A 16,068-nucleotide genomic window follows, 5' to 3' on the forward strand; every position below is an offset into this window, starting at 1 on the left:
GGCGGAGGCCCCCACCCCGCCGTCCCGGACCCCGGCGGGCCGCCGGGTGCTCAACCGGCTGCTGCGCTGGTGGCGGCAGCTCACCGCGATGCGGACCGCGCTGGTGCTGCTGTTCCTGCTCGCGGTGGCGGCGATCCCGGGGTCGTTGCTGCCGCAGCGGTCGCTGTCGCAGAACAACGTCAACCAGTACTTCGTCGACCACCCGACGCTCGCGCCGTGGCTGGACCGGCTGTACCTGTTCGACGTCTTCAGCTCTCCCTGGTTCGCCGCGATCTACCTGCTGCTGTTCATCTCGCTGATCGGCTGCGTCGTGCCGCGGGCGATCGAGCACGCGCGGTCGCTGTTCGCGCCCCCGCCGACCGCACCGCGGCACCTGCTGCGGCTGCCGGAGAACACCGAGCTGTCGGCCCCGCTGGCCGGGCCGGTGACTCTCGACGTGGTCGAGGAGGAGCTCCGGGTCCGCCGCTTCCGGGTCGTCCGCCGCGAGGGCCGGGCACACTCCGCCGGGTCCAGCGGCATCCGGGCCCAGGAGCTGTCGGCCGAGAAGGGCTACCTCCGGGAGACCGGCAACGTGCTCTTCCACTTCTCGCTGCTGGCCCTGCTGCTCGGGCTGGCCGCCGGGAAGTTGTGGGGCTACGAGGGCAGCATCCTGGTCACCGAGGGCCAGGGGTTCTGCAACTCGTTCCAGCAGTACGACACCTACTCGGCCGGCCCGCTGGTCGACAGCGGCGACCTCGCACCGCTGTGCGTGGACCTGACCGACTTCCAGGCCCGGTACGAGGACGACCTGACCGCGGCGTCCTACACCGCCGGCATCGACTACCAGCTCGACGGCGTCGCCGGCCCGCCGACCACGATCGGGGTCAACGACCCGCTGCGCATCGACGGCGACCGGGTGTACGTCACCGGGCACGGCTACAGCCCCGAGTTCAGCATCACGCTCCCGGACGGGACGACGTTCACCGACCTGTCCGCGCCGTTCCTCCCGGCCGACCAGAGCACCATGGCCAGCCAGGGCGTGCTCAAGGTCCCCGACCTCGGCGCCGGTGACACCGACCAGCTGGCCATCGAGGGCTTCTTCGCCCCGACCGGGGCGCTGCAGGGCGGGGTGCTGACCTCGGTCGACCCGCGGCCGCTGGACCCGCAGGTCGCGATCGTGGTCTACACCGGCTACCTGGGCCTGGACTCCGGGCTCCCGCAGTCGGTCTACTCCCTGGACCAGACCCAGATCGACCGCGGCCTGCTCACCGAGCAGGGGCGGGCGAACCTGGCGGAGGGCGAGTCCATGACCCTGGCCGACGGGACGGTGGTGACCTTCAGCGGCGTCAAGGAGTTCGCCGCCCTGCAGGTGTCCCACGACCCCGGCCAGCTGTGGGTGCTCGGGGCGGCGATGGCGGTCCTCGCCGGGCTGCTCGGCATGCTGCTGGTCCGCCGCGAGCGGGTGTTCGCCCGCGCCGCCCCGGCCGCCGACGGCGGGGGTACCGTGCTGTCGATCGGCTCGTTGACCCGCGGCAGCGCCGACACCGGGCCCCGGTTCACGGCGCTGACCGACGCCGTCCAGGCGGCGCTCACCGCGCGCAGCGCAGCGGCCCCGGCCGCCGCACCGTCACTTCCCGAGGAGGCACCGCCGTCGTGATCGACGAGTCGCTCGCCAGGCTGTCCGACACGTTCTTCACGATCACGGTCGTGGTGTACTCGCTGGCCGTCGTGGCGTTCTGCGCCGAACTGGCCTTCGGCCGCCCGGCCGCGAGCCCCCGGCAGCTCGTCGCCGCCGGGAGCCCGCCCGACGCGCGCCCGGCTCCGTCGGACCCGGTCGAGGAGCCGGCCCGCGCGCGCCGGCTGGGCTCGCTGGCCATGCTGCTGACCGGCCTGGGGCTGCTCACCCACGCCGCCGTCGTGGTGACCCGCGGCGTGGCCGCGGGCCGGTTGCCCTGGGGCAACATGTACGAGTTCACGACCGTCGTCGTGCTCGTCGCGGTGGTGGCGTACACCCTGCTGGCGGTGCGGGCCCCGGAGCTTCGGCACATCGGGGTCTTCATCATGGGCCCGGTCGTGGTGGCCATGGCCCTCATCCGGCTGGTCCTCTACGTCCAGGCCGGCCCGTTGGTCGCCGCCCTGCGGTCGTGGTGGCTCGCGGTGCACGTGACGACGGCGACGCTCGGCTTCGGCATCTTCTTCGTCAGCGGCATCGTCAGCGTGCTGTACCTGGTGAAGAGCCGGCGCGAGGAGCGGACCGCCGCCGGCGCGCTGGCGGCCCCCTCGCTGCTGGACCGGCTGCCCTCCGCGGCCGCGCTGGACCGCACGGCCCACCGCACCGCCGTCTTCGGCTTCCCGATCTGGACCTTCGCGGTCATCGCCGGGGCCATCTGGGCGGAGAGCGCCTGGGGCCGGTTCTGGGGCTGGGACCCCAAGGAGACCTGGGCCTTCATCGCCTGGGTCGTCTACGCCGCCTACCTGCACGCCCGGACGACGTCCGGCTGGCGGGGCCGCCCGTCCGCGTGGGTCAACGTGGTGGGGCTCGCGGTGATGGTCTTCAACCTGCTGTACGTCAACTTCGTCTCCACCGGGCTGCACAGCTACGCCGGGGTCAGCTGACCGTGGGGGAGCACGCGACCGGCGACGGCGCCCTGGGCTGGCCCGGCGAGCCGCGGGACGGCGCCGGCCTCGGCTGGCCGGCCGGCACCCGCGGCCGCGCCGCCTGAGCTCAGGCGGGGGAGCCGTCGTCCCGGCGGGTGCGCCGCTCGAGCTCGCGGATGAAGTCGGGGTCGTCGTCCGGTGCCACGAAGCGGGTCTCCCGCTGGGCCCGGGGCCGCTTCGGAGGGCGCACCGGTCGGGTGGTGCCCCCCGGTCCGCCGGACTGGGCCGACGCCGCACGCATGACCAGCACGACCACGGCCACCGCGATCACCAACATCACCAGGAAGACCATCGGGCCACCCCCCTTGTCGCCCCCCAATGTACGACCGCGGCGATACTCGGACGCGGTGATGTCGCGCCACGAGCGCAGCAGCCCGCGCCGGACCGGGTCCGGGGCGCAGACGAGGACCGGAGGGGCGTCATCGACGCGGTGGACGAGCAGCTGATCAGCCTGCTGCGGGCCAACGGGCGGGCGAGCTACGCCGAGCTGGCCCGGCAGGTCGGGCTGTCGGCGCCCTCGGTGCACGAGCGGGTCGGCAAGCTGGAGGCCGCCGGCGTGATCACCGGCTACCGTGCCGTCGTCGACCCCGCCGCGGTGGGCCTGGGCGTCACCGCCCTGGTGGGTGTCATCGAGAGCGACCAGGTCGACGACACCGGGCTGGAGGGGGCGCTGGCCGAGCTCCCCTCGGTGGAGGACTGCTGGCGGGTGGCCGGCAGCGAGGGGTACGTGCTCAAGGTCCGGGTCCCCGACATCCGGGCACTCGAGGACACCATCAGCGCGTTGAACAGGATCCGGGGCGTCGCTCGCACCCGGACGACCGTCGTGCTGTCGACCAAGTGGGAGGGCCGTCGTGGCTGACCAGACCGGGGTTCCCGAGCAGGCCGGGGCGTCCGCGGCCGGCACGCCGCCCGCCCCGCCGCTGGCGAAGTGGTTCCTGCTGTACACCTTCGGCCGGCTGGCGATCGCCGCCGTCCTGATCGCGGCCCTGTGGGCGCTGGGCCTGCCGGGCACCCCGGGCTTCCTGTTCGGCGTGCTGCTGGCGATGCCGGCGTCCTTCCTGGTGCTCGGCCCGGTGCGGCAGCGGCTCACCGGCGCGCTGGTGGCCCGCAGCGAGCGCAAGGAGGCGCTGCGCGCCGAGCTCCGCGGCACCGACGCGGACGACGAGAGCTGAGTGCGTCGCTCCTCGTTCTGACGGCCCCGCTGCAGGGGCCCGCCGCGAGCTTGCGAGCGACGGGGGGCAGCGGGGTCCTTCGGCTAGGTCAGCGCGAGGCCGATGCCGAGCAGGACGCCGGTGGCCAGGGTGAGCTGACCGGTGCCCTTGAGCGCACCGATGAGCACCGGCCCGCGTCCCCCGCCGAGCACCGTGCGCACCGGCGGCACGGCCAGCGGGGCGGCCAGCAGCCCGAGCAGGGCCCACGGCCGCACGACGCCGATCGCGACGACCACCGCGAACGCGACCACCAGCAGGCCGGTGTAGGCGACCCGGGTGCGGCTCTCCCCGAGCAGCACCGCCAGGGTCCGCTTGCCGACGGCGGCGTCGCCGTGCACGTCCCGCAGGTTGTTCACCACCAGCAGCGCCACCGAGCACAGCCCGATCGGGACGGCGGCGGCGAACGCCAGCCCGTCCAGCGACCCGGTCTGCCCGAACGCCGTCCCCACGACGGCGACCAGGCCGAAGAAGACGAACACGAAGACCTCGCCGAGCGCCCGGTACCCGTAGGGGATCGGGCCGCCGGTGTAGGTCCAGGCCGCGACGATGCTCACCGCGCCGACGGCGACCAGCCACCAGCTGGAGACCGCCGCCAGCGCGAGGCCGGCGACCGCGGCGACGGCGAAGGCCACCCCGGCCGCGACCAGCACCTGCCGCGGGGTCGCCGCACCGGAGCCGACCAGCCGCATCGGCCCGACCCGGTCGGCGTCGGTGCCGCGCCTGCCGTCGGAGTAGTCGTTGGCGTAGTTCACCGCCACCTGCAGGGCGAGGGCGACCAGCAGCGCGAGCAGCGCGGGGCCCAGCCGGAAGCCGTCGAGCGCGGCGGCGACGCCGGTGCCGACGAACACCGGCGCGAGCGCGGCCGGCAGGGTCCGGGGGCGGGCGCCCTCCAGCCACTGGGCAGGGGTGGCCACTACTGGTCTCCTCCGATGAGTCGTGCGACGGCCCGGCGGTCGGGCTTGCCGGTGTGCAGGGTCGGGACGGCGTCGACCAGGTGCAGCTCCCGCGGGGCGGCGGCGGCGGCGAGCCGGGCGGCGACCCAGGGGCGCAGCTCGGCCAGCTCCGGGACGACGCCGGGGGTGGGGACGACCCCGGCCACGACCCGCTGCCCCCACTCCGGGTCGGGCCGGCCGGTCACGACGGCGTCGGCGACCGAGGGGTGCTCGCGCAGCGCCGCCTCGACGGCCTGCGGGGAGACGTTGACCCCGCCGCTGATCACCACGTCGTCCAGCCGGCCGTGCACGGTGAGCGTGCCGTCGGCGGCCAGCGACCCGGCGTCCCGGGTGCGGAACCAGCCGTCCACGAACGCCGCCGCGGTCGCGTCGGCGTCGAGCCGGTAGCCGTGCGCGAGCACCGGACCGGTCAGCTCGACGCCCTCGGCCACCCGCACGCCGACGCCGTCCAGCGGCACGCCGTCGTAGACGCAGCCCCCGGCGGTCTCGCTCATCCCGTAGGAGGTGTGCAGCCGCACCCCCGCGGCGCGGGCGCGGGCGAGCAGCGCCGGGTCCGTGGCGGCCCCGCCGACCACGATCCCGTCGAAGGAGGCGAGCGCGTCGGGCTCGTCGGCCAGGTACCGGCGCAGCTGGGTGGGCACCAGCGCGGTGTACCGGCGGTCGCCGCCGGGGAGCCGGGTCAGGGCCTCGCCGAGCGGCTCCCCGCGGGACAGCACGGCGGGCTCGCGCCCGGCCAGCGCGCTGCGCACGAGCACCTGCAGCCCGCCGACCGCCGAGGTGGGCAGCGCCAGCAGCCAGCTGCCCGGGCCACCGAGCCGGGTGAGCGTGGCGGTCGCCGAGGCGCGCAGCGCGGCCGCGGACAGGAGCACGCCCTTCCCCCCACCTGCCGGCCCGCCGCCGGTGGAGCCGGAGGTGACCACCACCAGGTCGGTCCCCGGCTCGAGCGGCTCGTCCGGGCGCAGCACCGCCCGCGCGGCCCCGGCCGGTCCGGCGCCGGCCGGCAGCACGGCCAGCGGGGCGGCGCCGTCCAGCGCGCGGCGCAGCGCGGGCCAGACGGTGTCCAGCACCGCCGCGGCGTCCTCGGGAGGCGGCGCGGGCACGAGGGTCAACGGCCGGGCCACGAGGAGCCAGGCTACGGCGCGGCCCGCGGGGGCACCGCTCACGGGAGCAGGTCGGGCACCAGCGCCAGGACGACGAACCGGATGGTGCGGCCCAGCAGGCAGGTGGCGATGAAGGCGCGCAGGGTCATCTTCGACGTCCCGGCGTAGAAGGCGATCGCCAGCAGCGGCGGGATCCCCACCGCCCCGCTGAGCAGCACCACGCCGGGCCCCCAGCGGCCGGACAGCAGCGCGATGCAGGCGGCGTTGACCCGCTTGAGCCAACGGCCGACCGGCCGCAGCGCGCGCCTGACCGGGCCGCCCGGCGGCTGCTCGCCGGCCTCCTCGGCGGCGGTGATCTCCGCGGCCTCCTTCGCGCCCCGCTCGCGGAGCCGCTCCAGCCACCGTGAGCTGGCCGCGCCCCGGGCGGTGGTGAACAGCGCCACCTTGCCGACGGTCTGCCCGGCCGCCGCTGCGACCGCGCCGGCGACGGCGACGCTGGAGGAGTGCGTGACGGCCAGCCCGATGACGTAGGCCTCGACCGGCAGGAACGGGGTGACCGCCGAGACCGCGCCGACCACCAGGCCCAGGGCGACCAGGCCGATGGTCGCGGCGTCAGGCACGGGGATCAGGCACGGGCGGGCATGCCCTGCGGCACGTGCGGGGTGCCCTTGGGTGTCGTCAGCCGGAGCACCCGCCCCAGCGACCAGATCTTGACCAGCAGCACGACCGACGCCGCGACCAGCGCGACCCGCTGGTCGGGCACGAAGACCAGCAGCGTGATGAGCAGCGTGGTGTTGGTGACCTTGGCGACCACGTGCCAGTTGAGCGTGTAGGCGAGCGGGTCGATCAGGAAGAAGTAGTTGGGGGAGAGCACGGGCCAGCGCATCGGCAGCAGCGTGAGCGGCAGGTCGACGACGACGAACTGGAACAGGAACACCGCGATCGGCCACGGGGCGTCGATGAACAGCAGCAGCACCAGCGCGCAGCTGATGCAGTTGACCCGGTCGCAGACCACGTCGAAGACGGCACCGAAGCGGGTCTCCTGGTGCTGCCAGCGGGCGATGTTGCCGTCGGCGGAGTCGCCGATCCAGTAGGTCAGGTACCCGGCGAGCAGCCACGGCCAGGAGTGCTGGACCGCGGCGGTGGTCACCAGCGCCAGCGAGGCCACCGTGCGGACGACCGTCACCAGGTTCGCGGCGTTGCGCAGCTGCCGGGGGTCCTCGCAGCCGCAGCCCCGCACGCCGCAGCGCGCCGGCAGCCCGGGTCGGCGGGGGCTCAGGTCGGCGGCGGGCTGCGGTGCCGTCGAGTGGGCCACGCTGACCTCCGGGGGTTCGTCGTTCGTCGGGACGGCGCCGCGCTGCACGTCAGGATCGTGCCCCCAGTCCTGCGGAGCGGCGCGCCTAGGCTGTCATCCATGCCCGCTGCTCCCTCCGCCGACGCTCCGGGCGGGGCCCCGGCGCCGCTGGAGGCGCACGTCTGGTCGGTGCCGATGCGCACCCGGTTCCGCGGCATCGACGTCCGCGACGGCGTGCTGGTGCACGGGCCGGCCGGCTGGGGCGAGTTCTCCCCGTTCTGGGACTACGACGTCGCGGAGAGCCGTCGCTGGTGGGCGTCCGCGCACGAGGCCGCCGTGCTGGGCTGGCCGGACCCGGTCCGCAACAGCGTCCCGGTGAACGTCACCGTGCCCGCGGTCGGGCCGGAGCGGGCGCACGAGATCGTCCTCGCCTCCGGCTGCCGGACGGCGAAGGTCAAGGTCGCCGAACCGGGGCAGTCCCCGGCCGAGGACGTCGCCCGCGTCGAGGCCGTCCGGGACGCGCTCGGCCCGACGGGTGCCGTCCGGGTCGACGCCAACGCGGCCTGGGACGTCGACACCGCGGTGGCCCGGCTCCGCGAGCTGGACCGGTTCGAGCTGGAGTACGCCGAGCAGCCGTGCCCGGCGATCGAGGACCTGGCCGCGCTGCGCCGCCGGGTCGACGTCCGGATCGCCGCCGACGAGGTCGTGCGCCGGGCGGTCGACCCGCGCCGGGTGGCCCTGGCCGAGGCCGCGGACGTCGTCGTCCTCAAGGTGCAGCCGCTCGGCGGGGTCCGCGCCGCGCTGGAGGTGGCCGAGGCGCACGGCCTGCCCTGCGTCGTCTCCTCGGCGTTGGAGAGCTCGGTGGGCATCGCCGCCGGCGTCGCGCTGGCCGCAGCGCTGCCGGAGCTGCCGTTCGCCTGCGGGCTGGGCACGGTCGCGCTGTTCACCGGAGACGTCGCCAGCGAGCCGCTGCTCCCGCTGGACGGGGCGCTGCCGGTGGTCCGGCCGGTCCCGGACCGGCTCGCCGAGGCCGTCGCCGACGCGGACACCGAGCGCCGGTGGCGGGAGCGGCTGGCCGCGGTGCTGGGCGCATGAGGAGGTGCTCGTGAACCCCTCCACCGCGTTCGCCCGGGTGCTCGTCGACGAGCTGCTGCGCGGCGGCGTCAGCGACGCGGTCCTCGCGCCCGGCTCCCGGTCGGCGCCGGTCGCGCTGGCGCTGGCTGACGCCGAGGCGGCGGGGCTGCTGCGGCTGCACGTGCGCATCGACGAGCGGACCGCCGCCTTCCTCGCCCTGGGGCTGGCGAAGTCCTCCGGCCGGCCGGTCCCGGTGCTCACCACCTCCGGGACGGCGACCGCGCACCTGCACGCCGCGGTGCTGGAGGCCGACACCAGCGGGGTGCCGTTGCTGGCGCTGACCGCCGACCGGCCGCCGGAGCTCCGCGGCACCGGGGCGAACCAGACGATCGACCAGCCCGGGCTCTACGGCCGTGCGGTCCGCTGGGCCGCCGACGTCGGGGTGCCCGAACCCGGTCGCGAGGCGGCGCAGAACCGGTACTGGCGCTCGCTGGTCGCCCGGGCGCTGCTGCTGGCCCGCGGCGAGCTGTCCGGTGACCCGGGGCCGGTGCACCTGAACCTGGCGCTGCGCGAGCCGTTGATGCCCGACGACGTCACCCCCGGGACCCGGCCGGCGCCGCCGTCCGGTGACCTCGCCGGCCGCCCCGACGGCGCACCGTGGACCGCGGCGGCCGGTGCGGGCGAGCCGCGGTACGCCGCGCCGCTGACCGGCGACGGCGCGGCGCGCACGCTGCTGGTCGCCGGCGATGCACCGTCGGCGGTCGGCCGGGCCGCCGCCGTGGTCGCCGACCAGCACGGCTGGCCGGTGCTGGCCGAACCCAGCAGCGGCGCGTGGGGCGCGGCCGGCGCGGTGCGCGGGCCGGCGCTGCTGCTGGGCGCGCCGGAGTGGCTGGCGGAGCACCGGCCCGACCGGGTCGTCGTCGTCGGGCGGCCGACGCTGTCCCGGCCGGTCTCGGCGTTGCTGGCCGACCCGGCCGTGCCGGTGGAGACCTACAGCGCGACGCCGCGTTGGGCCGATCCGGGCCGGGGCAGCGCGCTGGTGGGCAGCGCGCACCTGGATCCCGGTCTCGCGGTGCGGGAGGGGACGGCCCGTCCGGACCGGGCCTGGGCGGAGAGCTGGACGGGCGCGGCGACCCGGGTGGGGCTGGCGGTCGACGCCGCGCTCGACGACGTGCCCGGCCGCGGCCTGACCGCCGCCCGGCTGGCCCGCGACCTGGTGGCGACGCTGCCGGCCGGGGCGCTGCTCGTGCTCGGCTCCTCCACCCCGGTGCGCGACGTCGACCGGTTCGCGGTGCCCCGGCCCGGGCTGACCGTGCTCGCCAACCGCGGCGTCGCCGGGATCGACGGGACGATCTCCACCGCGGTCGGCGCGGCGCTGGCGCACCAGGGCGCCGGGGGTGGGCCGGCGTTCGCGCTGATGGGCGACCTGACGTTCCTGCACGACCTCACCGGCCTGCTGACCGGTGAGGGCGAGACGGTGCCCGACCTGACCGTCGTCGTCCCGGACAACGACGGCGGCGGCATCTTCGCCCAGCTCGAGCCGGGGCAGCCGCAGTACGCCGCGGGGTTCCGGCGGGTGTTCGGCACGCCGCACGGCCGGGACCTGGTGGCGGTCGCCCGGTCGCTGGGCTGGGCCGCCACGGCGGTCGGCGACCCCGGCCAGCTGGTCGACGCGCTCGGCGCCGGCGGGCCGCGGGTGGTCGTCGTCCGCACCGATGCCGCGGCGGAGGCCGCGCTCGGGGGGCGGCTGCGCGCGGCCGCCGCGGCGGCGCTGCGTCAGCTCTGAGCGAGCGTCCGGGCGGTCACCGGCGGTGCGGTCCGGCCGAGCAGCAGCAGCTCGGCCTCGTCGGCCTCCAGCGGCTCGGCGAACAGCCAGCCCTGGGCCAGGTCGCAGTGCTCGGCGCGCAGCCGGTCGCGCTGGGCGGCGGTCTCCACGCCCTCGGCGACGATCTCCAGCCGCAGCGTGCGGCCGAGCTGGACCAGCCCGTGCACGATGGCGCCGTCCTCGGGTGAGCCGTCGAGCAGGCTGACGAACGAGCGGTCGATCTTGAGCACGTCGACGTCGAACTGGCGCAGGTAGCTGAGCGAGCAGTACCCCGTGCCGAAGTCGTCCAGCGCCAGCCGGACGCCGAGCCCGCGCAGCTCCGCCAGGCGCTCGGCGACCGCGTCCGGGTCGGAGACCAGCGCGGTCTCGGTCACCTCCAGCACCAGCGAGGACGGCGCCAGGCCGCTGACGCACAGCGCCTCGGCCACGTCGCGGACCAGGTCGGCGCCGACCAGCTGCCGGGCGGAGACGTTGACGGCCATCGTCAGCGGTGCGCCGGGGTGGGCCCGCTGCCACCGGGCGGCGGTGCGGGTGGCCTCGCCGAGCACCCAGCGACCGATCGGCACGATCTCGCCGGAGTCCTCGGCGATCGGCACGAAGCGGTCCGGGCCGACCGCTCCGAGGGCCGGGTGCTGCCAGCGCAGCAGGGCCTCGAAGCCGGTGACCCACTCGGTCTCCAGGTCGACCACCGGCTGGTAGACCAGCCGCAGCTGCCCGGCGGGGAGCGCGGCGGCCAGGTCCCGCTCGAGCTCGATCCGCTCCAGGGCGGCGGTCCGCATGCCGGCGTCGAAGACGACCCACTGGGCGCGACCGCCGGCCTTGGCGCGGTACATCGCGATGTCGGCGTCCCGGAACAGCGACAGCGGGGTGGCGTCGGGCTCGGCGACGACGATGCCGATGCTGGCCGCCACGCTCACCCGGTGCCCGTGCAGGTCGACCGGCTCGGCGATCGCCTCCAGCAGCCGCTGGGCGAGCTCGGCGGCCTCGGGGAGCCCGCCCTGGATGTCGTCGACCAGGACGGCGAACTCGTCGCCACCGAGCCGCGCGACGGTGTCGCTGGCCCGGACGACGCCGAGCAGCCGCTCGGCGACGGTGCACAGCAGCTCGTCGCCGGCCAGGTGGCCGATGCTGTCGTTGACGTCCTTGAACCCGTCGAGGTCCAGGCAGAGCACGATCGGCGGGGTGCCGCTCCGGCCGGCGCGGCGCAGCGCCTGCTCGGTGTGGTCGAGGAACAGCGAGCGGTTGGCCAGCCCGGTGAGGCCGTCGTAGAAGGCCTGGTGGGCGAGCTCCAGTTCGGCCAGCTTGCGCGCGGTGACGTCGGTGAGGCTGACGACGGTGCCGGCGACGTCGGGGTCGGTGGCCAGGTTGACCGCGCGGCCCCCGAGCCAGCGGGCCGACCCGTCGGGCCGGAGCCCCTCGAGCTCGAGCTCGACCGGCACGCCGGGCAGCGACGCGCTGCGGGTCAGCAGCTGCCGCGCGCTGTCCGCGTCCCCGCCGGCGCGGGCCACCAGGTCGGCCAGCTCGGCACCGGCCGGGGCGGGCACCCCGAGGGAGCGGGCCAGCGACGGCGAGTCGGCGGTGAGCCGGCCGGCGAGGTCCACGACGGCGACCGCGTCCGAGGAGTTGACCGCCAGCGCCTCCGAGCGCCGCGCCTGCGTGCGGACCAGCGCCCAGGCGCGCTGGCCGTCCACGGCGACCAGCCGGGTGCGGACGGTGGTGAGCACCAGCAGCACGCCCCAGACGAGCAGGCCGGGGAGCGGGTTGACGTCCACGCCGTCGTCCCAGGCGAGGACCTCGAGCAGGGCAGGCGCGGCGAACGGAGCGACGGTCAGGGCAATCCGCCACGGGCCGTGGCCGGGGCCGCCGGCGGCGGTGGGGTCCTCGGTGCGGGACTGCGGCAGCCACGGCACTCCGGCGAAGCAGACGATGCCGACCAGCCAGGCGGCGTCCAGCCAGCCGGCCGCGGTGCCGGGGGAGGCCAGCAGCAGCCAGCTCAGGTCGGCGACCAGCCAGCAGGTCGTGCCGGTCAGCAGCAGGGCGACAGCGGGGCGCACGCGCCCGTGCAGCACCAGGCGCCAGGCCATGAGGCCGATGAGGACGGCGTCCAGCACCGGGTAGGTGATGAAGGCCAGCCGGGTCAGCGCAGGGAGCCCGTGGTCGGCGAGCGTGGCGACGACGGGGGTCTGGAAGACGACGAGCAGGGAGACGGCGAGCGCGGCGATGCCGTCGAGCGCGGCGTACGCCCGCGAGCCGGGGCGCCGCTGCCCGCCGACACGGCCGGTCATCGCGGTGCCGACCAGAGCGGCGTAGCTCGCCAGCCAGCCGATGTCGGCGATCGACACCTCGGGAGCCGAGCCGGTCGCCCAGGTGATCGCCTGCCAGGCCACGTCGCCGGCCGCGTTGCAGGTCAGGGCCAGCGGCACCCAGGGCACCTGGCCCCGGCGGTTCTGCGGATGCTGCCGGTCGGCCACCCAGGCGGCGACGGCGCAGCCGGCGCTCACCCCGAGGTAGGCCCAGTCGCCGAGGCTGCTGTCCGGAGCCAGGACCACGACGCCGAGGGCGAGCGCCAGGACCCCTGCCAGCACGCACAGCCCGATCGTGGTCCGGGACGTACGGAGGGCGGTCACAGATACGAGATCGACCCGTTTCGTTGGTCCTTGACCGCCGGTCGCGTTCCCCGCCCGTCCGGGTGAGGTCAGTCCTCCAGGGCGGTCTGGAAGGCGGCGAGCTTGGCCTGGGTCTCCGCGAGCTCGGCGATCGGGTCGGAGCCGGAGACGATCCCGCAGCCGGCGAACAGCCGGGCCTGCCGGCCGCCCTCGGCGCCGGTCAGCTCGGCGCAGCGCAGCGCCAGCCCGAACTCGCCGTCCCCGCGGGTGTCCAGCCAGCCCACCGGCCCAGCGTAGCGGCCGCGGTCCATGCCCTCGAGCTCGGTGATCAGCCGGGCCGCCGCGGCGGTGGGGCTGCCGCAGACGGCGGCGGTGGGGTGGACCGCGCCCACCAGCTCCAGCAGGCCGGTGTCGTCGTCGTCCCGCTGCCGGCCGTGGACGTCGCTGGCCAGGTGCCGGACGTTCGGCAGGGTGAGGACGGCGGGGTGCTCGGGCACGTGCAGCTCCTCGACGAAGGGCCGCAGCGCGTCGGCGAGGCTGGTGACGGCGTAGGCGTGCTCCGCGTGGTCCTTCACCGACTCCGCCAGGCCGGCGGCGAGCCGGTCGTCGTCCGCGCCGGCGCCGCGCGGCGCGGTGCCGGCGAGCACCCGGGCGTCGAGGTGCCGGCCGGTGCGGCGGAGCAGCAGCTCCGGGGTCGCGCCCAGCAGCCCCTCGACGGCGAAGGTCCAGGTGTCGGGGAAGCGCTGCGCCAGCCGCAGCAGCAGGCGGCGGGGGTCCAGCGGGCGGTCGGCGGTGACCAGCAGGTCGCGGGCCAGCACGACCTTGTCCAGCTCGCCGGCGTCGATCCGCCGCACGGCCGCGGTGACGGCCCCGCACCAGGTCACCGGGTCCAGCGCGCCGTCGGCGTAGGCGAGCCGGCCGATGGAGGTGGCGGCCTCCTGCGGTGAGGTCTCGACGACGGCGTGGTCGTCGTCGGCCTCCCCGGTGACCGTCACCCAGGTCTGCCCGTCGCGCCGGCCGACGACCACCTCGGGGACGACGAACACCGACGTCCCCGCCGTCGGGTCGAAGGCGATGGAGGCGAAGACGACGGGGCCCGAGCCCGGGACGCCGAGCGGGTCGTGCGCGTCGGTGCGCGCGCACCGGTCGGCCCACCAGGCGGCGGCCTCGGCGAGGGCGTGCGGGCCGGTGACCTCCAGCCGGTCCGCCTCGCCCCAGCCGACGAGTCCCTCGCCGCGGCGGACCCAGGCCAGCGCGCCCTCGGCGGGCAGCAGGGTGAGCAGCGGGGTGCGGCGCGGACCGAGCGCGGTCGTGGTGACGCTCGTCGCGTCGGTCGCCTCGGCAGCCATGGTCACCGCTCCAGGGTAGGAGCCCCGCAGGTAGCGTCGCCGACGTGGCGACCGGTGGGCGGGCAGAGGGAACGGGGACGCGGGCGGGGCTGGACAAGCGCCCGGACGAGGTCGCGGCGATGTTCGACCGGGTGGCCGGGCGCTACGACCTGACGAACACGGTGCTCTCCGGTGGCCTCGACGCCGGCTGGCGACGGGCGACCCGCGAGGCGCTCGGCGCACGCCCGGGGTCCACGGTGCTCGACGTGGCGGCCGGGACGGCGGTGTCCACCGTGGAGCTCGCCGCCGGTGGCGTGCACGCGATCGCCTGCGACTTCTCCCAGGGGATGCTGGCCGCCGGTGCCTCGCGGCAGGTGCCGAAGGTCGCCGGTGACGCGATGGCGCTGCCGCTGGCCGACGAGAGCGTCGACGGCGTCGTCATCTCCTTCGGGCTGCGGAACGTCGCCGACCCCGCCGCGGCCCTGCGGGAGTTCGCCCGGGTGACCCGGCCGGGGGGCAGGCTGGTCGTCTGCGAGTTCTCCAGCCCGGTGTGGGCGCCGTTCCGCACCGTCTACACGGAGTACCTGATGCGGGCGCTGCCGGTGATCGCCCGGCTGGTGAGCAGCAACCCGGAGGCCTACGTCTACCTGGCCGAGTCGATCCGGGCCTGGCCCCCGCAGCCCGAGCTGGCACGGTGGCTGCAGGCTGCCGGGTGGCAGGACGTCGAGTGGCGCAACCTGACCGGCGGCGTCGTCGCGCTGCACCGCGGCACGCGTGCCTGAGGCCGTCCCCGTGACCGACCTCCCTGACTGGTCCGCCTCCGGTGGCCCCGACACGTTCACCCTCCGCGCCTGGCTGGGCGTGGAGCGGGCGGCCGAGACCGTGGAGGGGCTGGACGACTCGGTCAACTTCATGCAGGACCGCGCAGCGGCGATCTTCGGCCCCGGGGTCTTCTCGCGCTTCCCGGAGTTCCTCGAGCAGCGCGAGCTGGGGGAGGACCCGCTCGGCCGGCTGCTCACCGACGACGCGCTGATGACCGAGCTGCTGGCGTTCCTCCTCGCCGACGACGAGGCACCCGACGCCGACGACGGCTTCGTGTGGCTCGCCCACCCGCCCGGCTCCCGCGCCGAGAGGTTCCGGCGGGCGGTCCGGCGCCGTCGGGAGACGGCACTCCGCGCGCAGGTGCTGCCCCGCCCGGGACGCGTCGCCGGCAGTCGCGCGCGGGAACGCAGGGAGCTGCTCGAGGACTGAGGAGAGTCGCTCCCAGATCACCGCCTCCTCTTGGTTCGCAGCCAGGTCGTGCTCCGAGTCCCGAGACGGGGCGCACGGTCTTCCTGCTCGCCGCCGGAGATCGGAGGGGTCGGGGAGGCCGCTCGGGACCGGGTGGCACCGCGACCGCCTGCACCCGCCACGACGTCTCGTGTCGAGGGCATGACGAGGGGCAGCTCTCCCACGACCTGCAGGTCGACGCCCCGTTGGGCGCCGGAACTGTCGTACCCCTTCCGTAGCTTGAGGGTGTGTTCGAGGCCGGCGGGTTCGGGGTGGCGGTGACGGTGGCTCCTGCCGTGCCCTTCGCCCCGGAGGCAGGGGGTCCGGCTCCGGCAGGGGTGAGTCGGCGCCGGTCGCGGCTGTCGGACGTGGTGGACCCGAGGGGCTTCTCCGATGCCGGGGTGGCGCGGGAGCTGGCGGCGGTGGGGGACCTGCGGTCGCAGTTGGCGGCCTACGAGGCCGCGCTGGTCGCGGACTTCGCCCGCCGCCGCCCGGCGTCGGCGGACCGCGGTGAGGACCAGCCGGGGCATCGGGTGGAGGGCTGGACGCCGGGTGTGGTGCCGGTGCAGGTGTCGGAGTTCTTCGCCGATGAGCTGGCGGTGGTCGCCGGGATCTCTCCGCATGCCGCCTCGACCCTGGCGGGGCGGTCGTTGGCGCTGGTGGGGGAGCTGCCGGACACGTGGGCGGCGTTGGCCGACGGGTTGATCGATCCGGCGCGGGCGCATGCGATCGTCAAGGCGTTGGGTGGGCAGTCGCAGGACGCCGGTGGGC

The 16,068-nt window shown here is 76.1% G+C and carries 15 protein-coding genes and 1 pseudogene; 9 read left to right on the forward strand and 7 right to left on the reverse strand.

Annotated elements, in window-relative coordinates; translation table 11 throughout:
* On the forward strand, nt 1–1,636 hold a 1,636-nt coding region (resB, locus tag FHL80_RS23180), incomplete at its 5' end, for a cytochrome c biogenesis protein ResB (protein WP_246078905.1).
* Nucleotides 1,633–2,595: a c-type cytochrome biogenesis protein CcsB gene (gene ccsB / locus FHL80_RS23185; RefSeq protein WP_138735692.1), complete on the forward strand. Its 963-nt coding sequence runs from the start codon at nt 1,633–1,635 to the stop codon at nt 2,593–2,595. The genes resB and ccsB, both read left to right, overlap by 4 nt.
* A gap of 109 nt (nt 2,596–2,704) precedes the next feature.
* Here ccsB and FHL80_RS23190 read toward each other — a convergent pair whose 3' ends face one another.
* Nucleotides 2,705–2,929: a hypothetical protein gene (locus tag FHL80_RS23190; protein ID WP_138735693.1), complete on the reverse strand. Its 225-nt coding sequence runs from the start codon at nt 2,927–2,929 to the stop codon at nt 2,705–2,707.
* Between the two features lie 138 nt (nt 2,930–3,067).
* On the opposite strand from FHL80_RS23190, the gene FHL80_RS23195 reads away from it, so the two are divergent.
* Complete coding sequence (locus FHL80_RS23195; RefSeq protein WP_138735694.1) at nt 3,068–3,496, forward strand: Lrp/AsnC family transcriptional regulator; 429 nt, start codon at nt 3,068–3,070, stop codon at nt 3,494–3,496.
* The gene (locus FHL80_RS23200) at nt 3,489–3,809 is read left to right on the forward strand and encodes a DUF4229 domain-containing protein (protein WP_138735695.1); all 321 of its coding nucleotides are present in this window, start codon (nt 3,489–3,491) and stop codon (nt 3,807–3,809) included. The genes FHL80_RS23195 and FHL80_RS23200 overlap by 8 nt, the downstream gene beginning before the upstream one ends.
* Before the next feature lie 83 nt (nt 3,810–3,892).
* Here FHL80_RS23200 and FHL80_RS23205 read toward each other — a convergent pair whose 3' ends face one another.
* Genes FHL80_RS23205 through FHL80_RS23220 form a run of 4 tightly spaced genes read right to left on the reverse strand, consistent with a single transcriptional unit; the run spans nt 3,893 to nt 7,264 of the window.
* Entirely contained in the window at nt 3,893–4,762 is an 870-nt protein-coding gene (locus FHL80_RS23205) for a 1,4-dihydroxy-2-naphthoate polyprenyltransferase (RefSeq protein ID WP_138735696.1), read from the reverse strand.
* Nucleotides 4,762–5,922 carry an AMP-binding enzyme gene (locus FHL80_RS23210; RefSeq protein ID WP_246078906.1) on the reverse strand — a complete coding sequence of 387 codons (1,161 nt, stop codon included), beginning with the start codon at nt 5,920–5,922 and terminating at the stop codon, nt 4,762–4,764. Before FHL80_RS23210 ends, FHL80_RS23205 begins: the two co-directional genes overlap by 1 nt.
* A gap of 38 nt (nt 5,923–5,960) precedes the next feature.
* On the reverse strand, nt 5,961–6,521 hold the full coding sequence (locus FHL80_RS23215; protein ID WP_138735697.1) for a hypothetical protein: 561 nt from the start codon (nt 6,519–6,521) through the stop codon (nt 5,961–5,963).
* A 5-nt stretch (nt 6,522–6,526) separates the two neighbouring features.
* The gene (locus tag FHL80_RS23220) at nt 6,527–7,264 is read right to left on the reverse strand and encodes a CDP-alcohol phosphatidyltransferase family protein (RefSeq protein WP_138735698.1); all 738 of its coding nucleotides are present in this window, start codon (nt 7,262–7,264) and stop codon (nt 6,527–6,529) included.
* A gap of 51 nt (nt 7,265–7,315) precedes the next feature.
* Here FHL80_RS23220 and FHL80_RS23225 point away from each other — a divergent pair, with 51 nt between their 5' ends.
* A complete protein-coding gene (locus FHL80_RS23225; protein WP_138735699.1) occupies nt 7,316–8,290 on the forward strand; it encodes an o-succinylbenzoate synthase in 975 nt (324 codons plus the stop codon).
* Nucleotides 8,291–8,300: 10 nt separating this feature from the next.
* A complete protein-coding gene (menD, locus tag FHL80_RS23230) occupies nt 8,301–10,055 on the forward strand; it encodes a 2-succinyl-5-enolpyruvyl-6-hydroxy-3-cyclohexene-1-carboxylic-acid synthase (protein ID WP_138735700.1) in 1,755 nt (584 codons plus the stop codon).
* Here the strand turns inward: menD and FHL80_RS23235 are convergent.
* Entirely contained in the window at nt 10,046–12,679 is a 2,634-nt protein-coding gene (locus FHL80_RS23235; RefSeq protein WP_138735701.1) for a putative bifunctional diguanylate cyclase/phosphodiesterase, read from the reverse strand. The two genes, menD and FHL80_RS23235, sit on opposite strands and share 10 nt — an antisense overlap.
* Before the next feature lie 110 nt (nt 12,680–12,789).
* On the reverse strand, nt 12,790–14,049 hold the full coding sequence (locus tag FHL80_RS23240) for an isochorismate synthase (RefSeq protein ID WP_138735706.1): 1,260 nt from the start codon (nt 14,047–14,049) through the stop codon (nt 12,790–12,792).
* A 44-nt stretch (nt 14,050–14,093) separates the two neighbouring features.
* Here FHL80_RS23240 and FHL80_RS23245 point away from each other — a divergent pair, with 44 nt between their 5' ends.
* From FHL80_RS23245 to FHL80_RS23255, 3 genes and pseudogenes are all read left to right on the forward strand, one after another.
* Nucleotides 14,094–14,810 (forward strand): demethylmenaquinone methyltransferase, encoded by a 717-nt coding sequence (locus FHL80_RS23245; RefSeq protein WP_138735702.1) that lies wholly within the window; start codon nt 14,094–14,096, stop codon nt 14,808–14,810.
* Nucleotides 14,811–14,820: 10 nt separating this feature from the next.
* The gene (locus FHL80_RS23250; protein ID WP_138735703.1) at nt 14,821–15,279 is read left to right on the forward strand and encodes a hypothetical protein; all 459 of its coding nucleotides are present in this window, start codon (nt 14,821–14,823) and stop codon (nt 15,277–15,279) included.
* A gap of 386 nt (nt 15,280–15,665) precedes the next feature.
* A pseudogene (locus tag FHL80_RS23255) lies at nt 15,666–16,068 on the forward strand (hypothetical protein); the annotation flags it as partial.

It is taken from the genome of Modestobacter excelsi (assembly GCF_005930495.1).
GTDB classification, from domain to species: Bacteria; Actinomycetota; Actinomycetes; order Mycobacteriales; family Geodermatophilaceae; genus Modestobacter; species Modestobacter excelsi.